This is a genomic window from Ruegeria sp. N4 (assembly GCF_056531425.1).
The window spans coordinates 145,457-160,870 of the sequence record NZ_JBQFLT010000009.1; the positions used below are offsets into that span (position 1 = coordinate 145,457).

Sequence of the window (15,414 nt, forward strand, 5' to 3'; positions counted from 1 at the left end):
GCCTCCAACCCTCCCTCCAGGCCCAGACATCAACACTGTGCTGACGGGCGATTTTACCATCCCTTTCGAATGTCAGGTCCCGGGAAGCCGCCGATCGGCGGAATGCCGCATGGGCATTAGGCAGCTTTGAGCCCTTAGTTCTAGATGCCGAAATGTGTGCAAACAGCTGCGAAGCACCGATTGCAGACATTGGCGTTGGGAAGCGGCCGATTCCGGGCTTTCAAGCGGTATTCAATATGCCACGGAATCAACCCGAATAGCTGCCGCTTGATGCGCGACCAAAACTACGGCGCAAATTTCACACATAATTGTGTGTTTACACTGAGAATTATCACGGACGGTAACACCCTAAAACGAACTTGCTACTACGGCATTTGATTTAATTTGCATCGATTTGAGATAACCACATTGAATGTTCACAGTCCTTTGAGAGGTCAAGTTAACCTTTCACAGAGCGTCAGCGCTTCGCAGATCTAACAGATGCAATGGGGACCCCAGCAGCCTTCGAAATCACGAAAATTTAAATCGCGATCAGCGTCGCGACCCCGTCTCTATCTCAATTTCGTCTCGGTAGTTAATTGATAATATGCTGGAAAATCTGAGTTTTCTAAATTCAAGAACGCAACATTTCATATTTAATAATTGCCAGAACGAATTACGTTTGTTTTATTTCGCGAGAAATTTCCCGCGGGCCGGGTTCCAGATCAAGGTGTGGAGGGCACGAAAGCCGCATCAAAGTTCAGGAGAATTCCTATGGGACCATTTCCGCACGATGCACCCAAGGCCAAAATCGACGATTTTAATATCGCCGGAACTGACGGATTCGAATTCGTCGAGTTCGCGCACCCCGAAGCAGGAAAGTTAGAAGAGCTTTTTTCTCAAATGGGGTTTGTCGAAGTTGCCAAACACAAGACTAAGGACATCTCAGTCTATCGTCAGGGTAACGTGAATTACCTGGTCAACCGCGACCCAGACAGCCACGCCGCACAATTTGTTAAGGATCATGGACCCTGTGCGCCTGCAATGGCCTGGCGTGTCGTTGACGCGCAGCACGCGTTGCAATGCGCTTTAGATTATGGTGCCGAAGAGTACACCGGCGACGGCAAATCCATCGAAGTCCCAGCTGTCGTAGGCATCGGGGGCTCGCTGCTTTACTTCATCGAGGACTATGATGAAGGCAAATCACCTTACGACACCGATTTTGAATGGATCGACAAACGTGATCCCAAGCCGAACGGCGCAGGGTTCTACTACATGGATCACCTGACTCACAACGTGATGCAGGGGAACATGGACACTTGGTACAAGTTCTATTCCACCGCCTTCAACTTCAAGGAAATCAAATTCTTCGACATTAAGGGCAAGCTGACCGGCCTGACCTCTCGCGCACTAACTTCGCCATGCGGCAAGATTCGTATTCCAATTAACGAAAGCTCGGATGATCAGAGCCAGATTGAGGAGTACCTGAAGGAATACAAAGGAGAAGGCATCCAGCACGTCGCAATCGGTACCGACGACATCTACGCCTCGACCGACACAATTGGCAATCACGGTATCGACTTCATGCCTGCACCACCGGACATCTACTATGACAAATCCAAGGCTCGCGTGAAGGACCATGAAGAGCCGCTGGAACGCATGAATAAACACGGCATCCTAATTGACGGTGAAGGCGTTGTGGGCGGCGGAATGACCCGCATCCTGCTCCAGATCTTCTCGAAAACCGTGATCGGCCCGATCTTCTTTGAGTTCATCCAGCGAAAGGGAGACGACGGATTTGGGGAAGGCAACTTCCGGGCTCTCTTTGAGTCGATCGAAGAGGACCAGATTCAGCGCGGCGTTCTGAAAGTTTCAGACTAACGCCATTTCCCCGTGCCGTGGGCGGCGCACCCCCGCCCACGGCGTATTCCACAGACAGACTTGATTTTGCACCCCTCGGGTGCGCTTCGGAAAGGAGTGTCTCATGGACCTGAAAATCGAAAAAATTCACCATGTCGCCTATCGCTGCAAAGACGCTAAGGAGACGGTCGAATGGTACGGCCGTATCCTCAACATGGAATTCATCCTGGCGATTGCAGAAGACCACGTACCCTCAACCCACGAGCCTGACCCGTACATGCATCTGTTTCTTGATGCGGGGATGGGCAACGTTTTGGCCTTCTTTGAGCTGCCAACCAAACCGGAAATGGGCCGCGACCCCAATACCCCAATTTGGGTGCAGCATATTGCTTTCAAAGTGAAGGACCGCGAAACCCTTGTGGCCTTCAAAGAACATATCGAAGCAGACGGCGTCGAGGTTCTGGGTGTCACCGACCATTCGATATTCCACTCGATCTATTTCTTCGATCCCAATGGCCACCGAATTGAACTGGCCTGCCCGGACCCGGAGGAAGAAGCGATGCTCAAGCGCATGGATGAAGTCAAATGGCTGATGCTGGACGAATGGTCGAAGACCAAGAAGGCGCCGAAACACGCTGACTGGCTTCACGCCAAGGAACTGAACCGGGAGTAAGGCGCAGCCTTCCGCATTTCCGTCACCCCTTGGGAGAGGAATTATGAATAAGCGACAAGGCACATTCACGGTTTCCATGATGCACATGCTATGAACGACAATTGGAAGAGCTATTCATCAGCACCAGCAGGAGGGACGGTCGTCTGCGCGGCCTCGGAGGTACCCGAGGGCCGGGCACATTGCGTGGAACTGGGCGACTTTCCAATCCTTCTTGCAAGGAACGAAAGCGGTGTTTTTGCCTACGTGAATGCCTGCCCGCACCAATTCCTTCCGCTCGACTATAGGGGCGGATCGGTCATTTCATCTAATGGTCGTGTGTTGATTTGCTCAAATCACGAAGCTGGATTCGATCTGGCGACCGGCGCAGGCATTTCGGGTTTCGGAACCGGCTGCGCGCTGGACCCGGTGCCTACGAAAGAGGACGAACACGGGCAGTTGGTCATCGATGACTGACGAAGTTGCTCTCTTGGACGAACGGGACATGCCAGAATGCTCATGACAGGCGAGCGGCGACCCTGATTGGCCAAGGACTGCACTAAAGTGCGCCCTTTAAATATCGATTAGTTTTGCACCTTCCCAGTTGCCATTTCGGACCGCGTCCTGAACAAAATCGACCACCAGATTTGAGATGCTTTCTCTTAAAAACGTCGGGCGTGTGCCGAGTGCAGACACGAGATAGAGTGTCCGGATAAGCCGTGTATCCACGACTTTACGAGCAACAAGCTCGCCCCGTCGAAGTTCTTCGCTCACTAGAATTTTAGGTGCGAGAGTGCAAGCTAAACCCTCCTTCAGAGCACTTAACGTACCTGCGATTGACGCCAGCTGAATGCGGGCGTTTGCCTCGAGTTTCGCCAGTTCTGCAGGACGATCAACGAGCGCGCGGGACAGCGCACCACTCTGCAATAATGCGACAGGCAGCTGAGCCATTTGCTCAAGGCTGATCGGCTCGCTGGAATGGCCAACGATGTTTGGAGCACCCAAACAGTAGATTTCCTCTTCGATTAATGGCGTTCGAATTGTTTGCGTATCCGGAGGCGGGTTGAAAATCAGTGCAGTATCAATCTCGCCGGACCGTAGGGCATCATATGTCACGCCGGACAGCCCTTCTCTCAGAACCAGATGGACTAGGGGCAACTCTTCAATAACCTGGCGCATCAGCGCCCCACCTATCACTTTGATCACCGAGAAGGGCATGCCGATCGCAATGTTTCCAGAAACTTCGGCTTGACCATGTTTAATCTCTGATGCGGCAGTGTCGAATGCCGCCAGAATAAACTGCGCATGCTCAAGCAATTTCAGTCCTGCAGCCGTTGGCTCCATGCCCCTTGGTTTTCTGACAAAGAGCTTGGTTCCAAGCTCTGCCTCCAAGCTACCGATATGGTGACTCAGCGCTGACGCGGCGGTGTTGCAGTGGTCAGCCGCGTGCGAAAGATTTCGGAATTCGCATACGGCAGCAAAATATCTAAGTTGTCGAGAGTCCATACGTGCGTTCTAATATCAAGAACGCTATTTTCGAAAGTATATTATTTTCCGATTGCTCAAGTTCCGCCATGGTTACCTTAATAGAAAACCGCGGGAGGAACTTATGGCAAACGCTTTACCCTTGGAGGGCGTGCGTGTGGTGGAAATGAGCCACATGGTGATGGGGCCATCGACTGGACAGTTTCTTGGTTTTCTTGGCGCAGAAGTCATTAAGATCGAGCCTCCTCAGGGTGACAAGACACGCGATCTAACGGGTATGGGCGCTGGGTTCTTTCCGACCTTCAACCGTGGCAAAAAGTCAGTGACTCTGAATATCAAGGACGCTGACGATCTGGCAAAGCTGCATGCTCTGCTGAAGACCGCAGATGTCTTCGTTGAAAATTTCCGTGATGAGACGCTGGCCAAAATGGGTTTGGCGCCTGATCAGCTGCGCGAGTGTTATCCGACGCTGATCGTGGCCTCGTGCAAGGGTTTCCTGAAGGGGCCGTATGAGAACCGCGCAGCCATGGACGAAGTGGTGCAGATGATGACAGGAATGGCCTATATGACTGGCCCCACCAATCGTCCGCTACGTATTGGCTCATCGGCCAACGATATCATGGGGGGACTCTTTGCTGCTTTAGGTGTGCTTGCTGCTTTTATTCAGCGCTGTAATACCGGCGAAGGCGCCGCTGTCCGTACGGGGTTGTTTGAGAACTGCCTGCTTCTCGTTGCGCAACACATGGTTCAATTTGATATCGAAGGCACCGAGGCACCACCAATGCCCGAGCGTGTCTTTTCATGGCCGGTTTACGACCTCTTCCCGACAAGCGACGGGCGCCAGATCTTTTTAGGTGCAGCCACTGATGGGCAGTGGGAGAAACTCTGCAAGGGCCTTGGTCTAACGCATCTGCTTGATGATCCGCGTCTTCAGACACGGAGCGACCAGATTGCCGCCCGAGATTGGACATTGCCAATGATCGCAGAGATCGTGGCGGGCCGTCCTTATGAAGACACACTGAAGATCATGCAAGAAAACGATCTTCTCTTCGCGCCGGTCGCTCGTCCGGCCGAGATGTATGATGACCCTCACGTGAACCGGCCTGGCGGGCTTTATACGTCGCATTATGCCGACAAGAAGGATTTCCGCGCACCTGTACTACCTCTCGAGATGGACGGAGCACCCCTTGTTTCCAACGATGTCGACATCCCTGCGATTGGCCAGCACAACGCCGAGATCCTTGGCGCATTGAAGGTGGAGGCTATCGAATGAGCCAGAAATACGTTTTCAATGCCTATCCGAAAGATGGCATCGCGATCCGCGAGGTTGGTCTTCGCGATGGCCTGCAACTCACGAAATCCTGGCCCAGCACAGCTCAAAAAGTCGAATGGGTGAACCGGGATTACAAAGCGGCGCTCCGCTACTTCGAAGTCGGGTCGTTTTTGCCCGCCGACAAGTTCCCGCGTTTTGCTGATGTGCGCGACGTTATTGCGGCGGTTCAGACCAAGGGTGATGCCCATGGGATTGCTCTGGCGCTGAACCAACGAGGAGCCGCCGACGCGTTGGAAACCGGCGTTGAAGAGATCACCGTCGTCGTCTCGGCCAGCCAAGCGCACAACGAGGCCAACGTCAGACGCACGCAAGAGCAAAGCCTAGCCGAGATCGCCAACGTCGTAAAACTTCGGAATGACCTTGGCAGCAACACAATCATCAGCGCTGGCATCGCGATGTCATTCGGGTGTTCATTGTCAGGAGACGTCCCGGAAGATGACGTTATGCGCATGGTGGATCGCTGTTTTGAGGCTGGGGTCGACATGGTCACCCCTGCGGACACGGTCGGCTATGGCGGGCCGCGTCAGGTTGCGTCGCTTTGTGCCCGCATGGAAAGGCGTCTTGGGGGTCTGCCCTACGCGATCCATCTGCACGATACGCGTGGCATGGGCATTGCCAATGCTTCAGCGGCGCTAGACTCAGGCTGTCGCATTTTTGACGCTTCGATCGCGGGTCTTGGCGGCTGCCCTTATGCGCCCGGTGCAACTGGAAATGTCGTGCTAGAAGACCTTGTTTTCCTTGCCGAGACCAAGGGCTTTTACACCGGCATCGACATCGAAGCGTTGTTTGAAACGCGCGCGCTTCTGACCGATGCCCTGCCGGAGGCGACGCTCCACGGAGCTATGGCGCAGGCCGGTCTACCAAAAACTGCAAATTGGCGGGCCTGTGCGGCCTGACACTTTTTCGCACTTTATCCAATTTTCGGGTCGCATTGGGCGACGCTCGGATTGAATGTCAAACGGGAGGAAACTGACATGAAAAGAACACTACTAAGCGCGGCGCTTGGCGCTGCTTTGACAACAGGCACTTTCACCGCAGCTCAGGCCGAGACACCCATGCGGTGCAGCCACCAATTGCCGCCGTCGCACGCCATCGCGCAAGTGATCGACCGCTGGGCGGCCGAGGTCGAGACCCGGTCCGGTGGTGAAATCGACGTGCAGATCTTTCCCGCCAACAGCTTGGTTGGTGCCAAGGAAAACATCCTCAGCGTCGCGTCGGGCAACATCGAGTGTGCTTTCTCGGTACAGTTTCAATGGGGTCGCACGCTGCCGATCATGACGGTCACGACCCGGCCGTTTGCGTTCAAAGACCCTAACATCGCGCGCAACTGGCACGACTCCGAAGCCGCGAATTTTCTGGCAGGCAAGCTTAGGGATCGCGGCGTCGAGAACGTGGTATGGCTCTTTGATGCCGGCGACTCCGTGTTTACCTCCAAGGGCGGCTACCTGACCGAGCCCGAGGATTTCGAAGGCATCAAAATGCGCGGCCTAGTGCCTGCCTTTAACGCCTCGCTCGAAGCCCTGGGCGCCAGCCCGGTCTCGATGTCCGGCGGCGAGGTCTATCAGTCGTTGGCAACCGGCGTCATCGACGCGGCCATGACCGGCGTCGGCGCCGCCGTTAAGCGCAAGTATTTCGAGGTGCAGGACCACTTCAGCATCGTGCCGGTCGTCTCGGTCTATTTCCACGGCTACGTGAACCCCGACTTCTACGCTAACCTCTCGGACGAGGCCAAGGCGGCGCTCGACGAAGCGGGCAGGCTGGCCGCAGGCTGGGCCGTTGACGCCTCTGCCGAAGCCGCCGCAAGCGCGCCCGAAGCTCTCGCGGCGAAAGGCGTGAATGTCTATCGTCTGACCGACGAAGAGAACGCGGCTCTGGAGGCAATCATGCAACCAGCCTTTGATGCGCATTTCGGCGAAGGCATCGACGGTGCAGAAGAGCTGATCGGCCTGATCGACAAGCTGCGCAGCGGCTCCTGAGGCTCTGGATAATGTTAACTCAACCTAGCAACGAAGGGGCGGCATCCGCGGCCCCTTTCCCGATCAAGCTGATTTACGGGCTGGTCTGGTTAGGGGGAGCGCTGAGCGCGCTTCTCATTCTGGTCGCTTTCTTTATTACGATCATCGCAGTGTTTTGGCGCTATGTTCTTTCCGACCCGCTTCTGTGGACCGACGATATGACTGGCTGGACGCTTGTGGCGTTAATCATGCTTGGCGTAAGCGAAGCCTATCGTCGCGGCGATCATATCGCGATGGACCTTCTTACCGAAGGATTGGCCGGTAAGGCTAAGAAAATTCAAGTGGTCTGGGCACATCTTTCAGTGCTCGCCGTCGCTATCGTTTTGTCCATGAGCTCGTGGCATATGGTGCATTTCGCCTATGAATGGCAGGCGTTCACCTCTGGCTCGATCGAGATCCTACTATGGATTCCGCAGGCTCCGCTTTTTCTGGGCTCGGTTCTGCTGGGTGTTACGGCCTTTTCCAAGCTTCTTGAGTGTTTTTTAGGTAGGAGCGCGTCGTGACCGCATTTTTGATCTTTCTTTGCCTGGTCGTTCTTCTTCTAACAGGCATGCCGATTTTCGCGGCGCTTGGTTTGACAGCAACGGGTATCCTTTTGATCTTTGAAGGGGACGTAAATCCGGCGGCAGAAACGGTTTACGCCCATTTCAACAAGCCCGTTCTGATGACGGTTCCGCTGTTCGTTTTCATGGCCCAGATCATGATCAAAGCCAAAGTGATCGACGATCTCTTTGGTATGGCACATACTATGATAGGCCATATCCGGGGCGGTCTTGGCGCGGCGACTGTCCTGTCTTGCACAATCTTTGCGGCCATTTCAGGGTCTTCCGTTGCTACGGCGCTGTCGATCGGCTCAAGCGCGGTGCCACAAATGAAACGATTCGGTTACCCGGAAAAGGACGCGCTTGGCCTTGTCGCCGCTGGGGGCACACTTGGAATTCTCATCCCGCCGTCCGGTCCGATGATCCTTTACGCCATTGTCAGCGATGCCAGCATTGGTGCGCTGTTTCTCGCGGGGATCATTCCGGGCGTGATGTTGGCCGTTATGTTTTCAGCATATTGCATCATAAAATCGTCGCTGAACCCACAGTTTGACTCGCCACCCTGGGCGGGTCTGCCGGAAGTAGGACGCGCCCTAAAACGGTCTTTCTGGGCTGTCATGGCACCGCCGGTGGTCATGGGCGGGATTTACCTGGGTATCTTCACCGCGGGCGAAGCAGCGGCCGTTGGGTGCCTTTATGCCCTGTTCGTCGCCTTCGTGATTTACCGCAACATCACTCTTACCGACCTGTGGGAGTGTCTCTCAAGAACGATGAGCATGTCGATGATGGTCTTCATGATCATTGCGGGAGCGGCAATGTTTGGCCATGCCATCACAATCATCCGTCTGCCCAACGGGGTTGCGGAGATGGTGGCGGTTATGGGTCTCAGCCCGCTTGCCTTTATCCTGGTTGTGATGGCGATGATCTTCGTGATGGGCATGTTCTTTGAATCCATCGCGATCATTCTGATCACAACTCCGATCCTCTTGCCGACGATGGCCGCGCTTGACATCGATCTGATCTGGTACGGCGTTCTGTTGATGATCAACCTCGAACTGGCCATGATCACGCCACCGGTCGGGATGAACCTGTTTGTCATCAAGGGTATAACCAACGCGCCGCTCTGGGATGTGGTGAGGGGGGCTTTTCCCTATGTGGTGTTGATGTTGATGGCCATGGTTCTGCTCTTTCTGGTTCCAGGAATTGCGACATGGCTGCCTTATTCCGCCGGGTTTGGAAGGTAATACCCCATGGCTAATCGCTTTTTTTCCACCAAAGACCGACCTGTCCATATGGGGCCTTATCCGACCGAGCTTTTGGCACGTACCGAACAGCTTCCTGATCTGTCAGCTGTGCCGCCCGCGCCGCATCTGACTTATCGCGACGATGTCGATCCGGCTTCTATCATCAACGCCATGCGTGAACATCAGGCGATGATGGATGCGATCCGGGATGGGCATATCAACAAGGCCATGGCCGATACACCGACCGACCCAGTGGAGCGGGCGAACCATCTGAAGGCATTCGGCTACTTCGCGGATGCAGCCGTCGTTGGCACCTGCCTTCTACCGCAGGACGCCTTACTGCCTTCACCCTATAAGAACCCGGATGTGAACCGCCTGGCCAATGACCTGAAGACACGGCAGACAAAGACCCTCTCTGCCGGGATCGACACAATCATGGCCAGCCTCAAAGAGGCGGTTGAGGCGGCGCCCACAAGCATCGACGGCCATACTCATTGCCTCGTTTTCCTCTACGAAAACCCCCGTACGCCGGACGTTGATGAGGCTGGCACCGCGTGGATTCAGGGCGCCCAGGCGCATCGCGCCGGTCTGCGCGCAGCTGAAACTGCCGTTGTTCTGGCAAATTACCTGCGCATCCTTGGATACGATTCACGCGGGCACACCGTTTCCAGCAGTGACGTGGACCTTAACAAACTCGCCGTTGCGGCCGGGCTGGCCACGGTGGAAGACGGCTTGCTGAGCCATCCCTATATCGGGGCGCGCTTCGGCCTCGCCGCTGTCACCACAACTTTCGTTATCGAGCCGGACAAACCGCTTGCCCCAATGGCCGAGCAGCCGAAATCCGCCTTTGGACCCACGTGGAAATTTGGCACGTCAACGATCAAAAATGCCGCCAATGCAGTGCCTTATGCCAAGCGCCGCTTCGTGGATGGTGCGCATCCATTTGAGACGCTCAAACGCGTGGATACGCCTACGACCTATATCGATGAACCCAACATTCCCCGCGTTCCAAAACGCACGGACATGTTCGCCCGTGCCAAGTTTGGCGATCTGGGTAAAAAGGTTCAGGACGCGTCCCAAAACGGCCTCCACGTCATCAAATCAGCGCCCTCCATGGCAACGCGCAAGCCCTTGGGGGCCTTTGTTCTGTTGCAAGACGGCGAGGTTGCCGAAGAGCGTGTGCCGCTTTCGCCAAAAGAAGCATCGGAACTGATCAAGGCCACCTGTTATTGGCTTGGCGCTGATGCGGTTGGCATCTCCCGCTGCCCGGACTGGGCCTGGTACAGCCATGATGCGCGCGGAGATGCAATCGATCCGCCCCATGACCAGGCGATCAATCTGGTGATCGATCAGGGCTATGAAACAATGGAAGGCGCCTCGGGCGATGACTGGATCGCGGTGGTACAGTCCATGCGCGCCTATTTGCGCTTTTCGCTTTTGGGCGGCGTGATTGCGAAGCAGATCCGCAATATGGGCTATAGCGCCAGGGCGCACACGGTGACGGATGGCGAGGTGTTGCAACCGCCTCTGCTGCTGCTTTCGGGTCTGGGAGAGGTGAGCCGGATTGGCGAGGTGATCCTCAACCCCTTCCTCGGCCCGCGTTTGAAATCGGGAACGGTCACAACCGACCTGCCGCTGGCCCATGACAAGCCCATCGACTTTGGCCTGCAAAAATTCTGCAATTCCTGCAACAAATGCGCCCGCGAATGCCCCTCTGGCGCGATCACTGCCGGGCCAAAGACCATGTTCAATGGTTATGAGATCTGGAAATCAGACAGCCAGAAATGCACCTCTTATCGCCTGACAAATCAGGGCGGTGCGATGTGTGGACGCTGCATGAAGACCTGCCCATGGAATCTAGAAGGGATTTTCAAAGAGAAGCCTTTTCGCTGGGCGGCGATGAACGTGCCTAAACTCGCGCCGGCGTTGGCCAAACTCGACGACGTGGTCGACAACGGCTCACTTAACCCCGTGAAGAAGTGGTGGTGGGACCTCGAACTTGAGGAAGACGGCGGTTTTCGCCCTACGAAAAAGCCAGTGAATGTGCGCGGCCTCTCAAAAGATCTGGACCTCAAATTCGAGGATCAGACCCTGGCCGTCTATCCTGCGACTCTGGCACCGCCGCCCTATCTTTACCCTCACGTGATGGACCGGGAAAAAGGGATTAGGGCCTACGAGGCGATGGTCTCTGCCGAAGAGCATAAACGGAGCGTGGCGACTGGGGACGAGAGTGTGCTGCACCGATACAACAATGACGAGGAAAGCCCGGTGATCCCGGGCATTGTTACTCTGGCTGAGGAAACGGCGAAGGGCGTCATGAAATTTGAGTTTCAGGCCGTTTCGGGTGAACCACTGCCAGCATGGCAGGCGGGCGCGCATCTGGATATCGTCATCGCGCCGGAATTCCTGAGGCAATACTCAATTTCAGGCGACCCGGCGGATCGTACCAAGTACCAGATCGCAGTCCTGCGCGAGGAGGAAGGGCGCGGTGGGTCCAAGCTATTGCACCGGATATTTGAGAAAGGACGGCGCGTCTTCTTCTCAAAACCGATCAACCATTTCCCCCTTGATCATAGCGCGACCAGAACACTCCTCATGGGCGGCGGTATCGGCATCACGCCAATGATCGCAATGGCGCACGAGCTCTACGCACGTGGAGCGGAATTTGAGCTGCACTACTCTGGCCGCGCGAAGGAGACGATGGGGCTGCTAGAAGATATCGCCGGCTTCCCCTGGGCGGACCACGTGACGCTGCATGTTTCCAGCGAGGGAACGCGCGCCGATCTTGATGCGATCATGGCGGGCTACGAGCCGGGATGGCATGTCTATACCTGCGGAGCGGAGGCCTACATGTCAGCCGTCATGCACGCCGCCGAGCGCGCAGGCTTCCCCGAAGAGGCACGGCATTTGGAATACTTCTCCGTGCCCGAGACGCCGGAATATGAAAACTCCGCCTTTACCATGAAGCTTGCAAAAACTGGAGTGGAATTGGCTGTTCCCGCGGATAAATCCGCCGCGGAGGTGCTAATCGAAAACGGTCTTCCGGTGGATCTGAAATGCAGCGACGGGCTGTGCGGTGTTTGTCAGTGTGGGCTGATTTCAGGAGATGTAGAACACCGCGATTTTGTGCTCTCCAAAGCGCAGCAGAAAAACACGATCATCACTTGCCAGTCCCGCGCAGCCAATCCCGACGGCGTGTTGGAACTGGATCTCTAAATAAGTTGGACCGCAACGACCCAGAACGAAGCTTGTGCAAAAACAGATGTTCTCTGTAGCCAGATCAATGAATGAGCCGCGCTCGGTCCCGCAATGCGGCGCCGCTGAATGGAATCTGGGAGTTGTCCGACTAAATGTCGGCATCCAACTTACTGACCTGACTGGTTGGCAATCGTAGGGATTGGCAGCTACCCTCCCTTGGTATTTTCGTTGCAGTAGACAAGTTCGAAAAGCAGCCTTTCGATTTTGGAGAGTCAACGGCAGCAAAGTTCTGCGATCTGTGAATTTGGGCAATAATTCTCGCTGCAGCATGCATGAACGACCGGTTTTCGCGCCGCACAGCCGCGTAAAAGATGATGCGGTTGCGGAGATTTACGCGCTGCGAGCGCGCGCAGCGAGAAAGTCAAATTTACAGTATGGGCTCGAAGCGGTCGCTCGTAGAATTTGGGCGAACGTCTGCTGTGTGGACAAAGCAGTCATTCGTAGAACCTCTAAAGACGAAGATGCAAATGCGTGATAGCTCCAGATTATGGCAACGACATCTGCGCGAAATCGACCATCCATTCCTTACACATTTGCCGTTTTTGGTGTTCTTTCTGCTTCAATCTGTTTCGGCCTGGTTCCCTACTTCAGCCGCAGCCTAACCGAGCAGGGCGTTGCACCCTAGGCCAGGCGCGTAAAACAACCGCTAGCGCTGCGCGGGCTTACTCTGGCGCCGAACCAACGGTTAAAATCTTCCCATTGCTCCAAACTAGCGCCTCGTAACAAACCTCGGCTCCTGCGCCTCCGCACCAACCACCGTCTCGTCCAATAAGCAGTATACGGTCAGGCCCCCAGTCAATAAGACGCCAACCCGTTGCCTGCCACGACATGATCTCACCGTCGACGATAAGACTGAGCATGCAACCCCCTGTTCCGCAGTACATAGAGGCAGCAGAAGAGCAGGAATACTGACTTCCATCTACGAGTTCAGCCTTAGCCGTGCCAAACTGTGAGCGCAGCTCGATCTCGGTCACAGCGTCACCCTGATCAAACTCTCCATTCTCGAAGTCTTTGCAATCAGCAGCCGCGCTTTCGATGATCCGTTGTGCTTCCCGAGAGGAGGCCAAAACTGTTGTGGCGCAAAACAACACTGCAACCATTGATGCCAGAAGCGCAGCAAACGCAAATTTCGCCCTTTTCATTTTGTCCTCTTCGTTTGAATTCAGTGATATCCCGCCAAAATAGCTTCGTAAGAGGCGGTTTCGCCGAAGTTTTCCATCACCCATTCTGGATCGTAGTAGGTGTCGAGATAACGGTTTCCGTCGTCACACAGAATAGTGACAATGGAGCCAGATCGTCCGGCAGCCTCCATCTCTTGCGCAATTTGCAAAGCCCCCCAAAGGTTTGTGCCTGTTGATGGGCCCGCTCGCCGCCTGATCCGATCCTCAAGCCAGAGCATAGTCGCAATGCTTGCCGCATCGGGCACTTGGATCATCCGGTCGATTACATCTGCCAAAAATGACTTTTCCACCCTGGGACGTCCGATACCTTCAATACGACTTGAACAGGGGCGGGTCAGGGTCCTGTCCCCAGTTTGAAAGCTATCAAAAAACACTGACTTTTCTGGGTCCACAACAACCAATTCACTATTAAAGCCTTTGTAGCGAATGTACCGCCCCAGCGTTGCTGAAGTTCCGCCAGTTCCCGCGCTCATCACAATAACCGATGGAATTGGATGTGGCTCTCGTTCCATCTGACGGAAAAGGCTTTCTGCAATGTTGTTGTTGCCTCTCCAATCCGTCGCCCGCTCGGCGTAAGTGAACTGATCCATGAAGTAGCCACCGACTTCAGCTGCCAGTTCAACCGAGGCCTGGTGCATGTCCGGCGCCGTATCGACGAAGTGGATTTCCCCACCTTGGAACCGGATTAGGTCGATTTTGCTCTTGGCGGTAGATTTTGGGAGAACCGCGGTAAAAGGCACTCCGATCATACGGGCGAAGTAAGCTTCTGAAACGGCGGTGCTGCCAGACGAGGCTTCGATTACACGTGTCTCTTCCCTTATTTTCCCGTTTACAAGCGCATAAAGGAAAAGCGAGCGTGCCAGCCTGTGCTTGAGGCTGCCAGTGGGATGTGTACTTTCATCCTTGAGATAGATGTCTACGGCCTTCAGCCCCCGAACGGGAAGCTTGAAAAGGTGCGTATCGGCAGAGCGGTGAGCATCTGCATTGATCTTGGCAATCGAATCCGAAATCCAACGGTCCATGCCTCTACTCAAACGCCCTGTTTAAGGCCCGTCAAGCTTGGGAAATCGTCTTTGAAATTCGAAGGGATGCAAGTATGCGTCACCAATAGGACCTACTGTCCATCTAATGGGCAGGAATACCTATCGTGCCAGATTGTGCTTCAATGAACAGCCAGTGATTAAGAGGGAAAAATGTTAGGGTACTATAGGCGACGACTTGAACCCCAAGGAGAACCAGGCCGAATACATGAATGAGTGCAGGTATTTGATCTTCGTAAGCAAGCAGCAGAATTGACACGATCTGGCCGATGCAAATCGCTGCAACAAATACTCCAATATCAATCAACAAAAAGTTGCGCTCAAATATCGCTGTGTACGCTGTGAATACTATTACAATCAAAATAGCAGTAGTTGCGAGGCTAACTCCTTTAGCACTAAATACGTCCCTTCTTGTAAGTCGGGGTGGAAGCGGCATAAGGCAGGCCCAAAACAAGCCTGGCCAAAAAGCCAGCTTTAAGTGTTCCCAAATTGACTCGTTGACAGCTGCCAAAAGCGCCATTGGCGTCCAACTTCCAAGCAAATCAAATGCAAAGTGCAGCCCGGACCCAAGTAGGATCATTAGGATCGCCCCTATCGCTTCGAGCCAAACTATTCGGGACGAAGCTTCCAGCATGTTTGGATCTCCCAATCCTGATTGTTGAATATTCTGCTTAGATTCTCAAAAGTGAAATGCCCGCAGACATAGAAGGTCTAGAAATAACTTTCGCCCCCCCCCTTGGTGAGCGGCAATGTCCAAGTTCTTGTAAGAGTCTGTAAAGTTGACCCTTCCTGATTTTTAACCCCAGTTGCTGTTATTGCCATGTTCTA

Annotated in this window: 13 protein-coding genes; 9 read left to right on the forward strand and 4 right to left on the reverse strand. The window is 54.6% G+C overall.

The genetic code is table 11. The features are described from left to right. Positions 1-753 precede the first annotated feature (753 nt). From hppD to ACR0LW_RS15010, 3 genes are all read left to right on the forward strand, one after another. On the forward strand, positions 754-1,860 hold the full coding sequence (gene hppD / locus ACR0LW_RS15000; RefSeq protein ID WP_480883111.1) for a 4-hydroxyphenylpyruvate dioxygenase: 1,107 nt from the start codon (positions 754-756) through the stop codon (positions 1,858-1,860). Between the two features lie 109 nt (positions 1,861-1,969). After that, entirely contained in the window at positions 1,970-2,512 is a 543-nt protein-coding gene (locus ACR0LW_RS15005; protein ID WP_480822659.1) for a VOC family protein, read from the forward strand. Between the two features lie 90 nt (positions 2,513-2,602). After that, entirely contained in the window at positions 2,603-2,965 is a 363-nt protein-coding gene (locus ACR0LW_RS15010; RefSeq protein WP_480822178.1) for a Rieske (2Fe-2S) protein, read from the forward strand. Positions 2,966-3,061: 96 nt separating this feature from the next. Here the strand turns inward: ACR0LW_RS15010 and ACR0LW_RS15015 are convergent, their stop codons facing one another. Beyond that, positions 3,062-3,994 (reverse strand): LysR family transcriptional regulator, encoded by a 933-nt coding sequence (locus tag ACR0LW_RS15015; protein ID WP_170456454.1) that lies wholly within the window; start codon positions 3,992-3,994, stop codon positions 3,062-3,064. Between the two features lie 103 nt (positions 3,995-4,097). Here ACR0LW_RS15015 and ACR0LW_RS15020 point away from each other — a divergent pair, with 103 nt between their 5' ends. The 6 genes from ACR0LW_RS15020 (at position 4,098) to ACR0LW_RS15045 (ending at position 12,323) form a co-directional block, all read left to right on the forward strand. Next, positions 4,098-5,246 (forward strand): CaiB/BaiF CoA transferase family protein, encoded by a 1,149-nt coding sequence (locus tag ACR0LW_RS15020; protein ID WP_480883112.1) that lies wholly within the window; start codon positions 4,098-4,100, stop codon positions 5,244-5,246. Then, the gene (locus ACR0LW_RS15025; RefSeq protein WP_480781924.1) at positions 5,243-6,202 is read left to right on the forward strand and encodes a hydroxymethylglutaryl-CoA lyase; all 960 of its coding nucleotides are present in this window, start codon (positions 5,243-5,245) and stop codon (positions 6,200-6,202) included. Before ACR0LW_RS15020 ends, ACR0LW_RS15025 begins: the two co-directional genes overlap by 4 nt. Before the next feature lie 78 nt (positions 6,203-6,280). Then, positions 6,281-7,282, forward strand: coding sequence for a TRAP transporter substrate-binding protein DctP (gene dctP / locus ACR0LW_RS15030; RefSeq protein ID WP_170456460.1), 1,002 nt, complete (start codon positions 6,281-6,283; stop codon positions 7,280-7,282). 11 nt (positions 7,283-7,293) lie between these two features. Next, positions 7,294-7,824, forward strand: coding sequence for a TRAP transporter small permease (locus ACR0LW_RS15035; RefSeq protein WP_480822176.1), 531 nt, complete (start codon positions 7,294-7,296; stop codon positions 7,822-7,824). Next, a complete protein-coding gene (locus tag ACR0LW_RS15040) occupies positions 7,821-9,107 on the forward strand; it encodes a TRAP transporter large permease (protein WP_480883113.1) in 1,287 nt (428 codons plus the stop codon). The genes ACR0LW_RS15035 and ACR0LW_RS15040 overlap by 4 nt, the downstream gene beginning before the upstream one ends. A gap of 6 nt (positions 9,108-9,113) precedes the next feature. After that, positions 9,114-12,323, forward strand: coding sequence for a reductive dehalogenase (locus ACR0LW_RS15045; protein ID WP_480883114.1), 3,210 nt, complete (start codon positions 9,114-9,116; stop codon positions 12,321-12,323). A gap of 704 nt (positions 12,324-13,027) precedes the next feature. Here ACR0LW_RS15045 and ACR0LW_RS15050 read toward each other — a convergent pair. From ACR0LW_RS15050 to ACR0LW_RS15060, 3 genes are all read right to left on the reverse strand, one after another. Continuing rightward, positions 13,028-13,507, reverse strand: coding sequence for a hypothetical protein (locus ACR0LW_RS15050; RefSeq protein WP_480883115.1), 480 nt, complete (start codon positions 13,505-13,507; stop codon positions 13,028-13,030). Between the two features lie 20 nt (positions 13,508-13,527). Further along, entirely contained in the window at positions 13,528-14,568 is a 1,041-nt protein-coding gene (locus tag ACR0LW_RS15055) for a PLP-dependent cysteine synthase family protein (RefSeq protein ID WP_480883116.1), read from the reverse strand. Between the two features lie 103 nt (positions 14,569-14,671). Continuing rightward, positions 14,672-15,220 carry a DUF6512 family protein gene (locus ACR0LW_RS15060; protein WP_480883117.1) on the reverse strand — a complete coding sequence of 183 codons (549 nt, stop codon included), beginning with the start codon at positions 15,218-15,220 and terminating at the stop codon, positions 14,672-14,674. Positions 15,221-15,414: the final 194 nt, after the last annotated feature.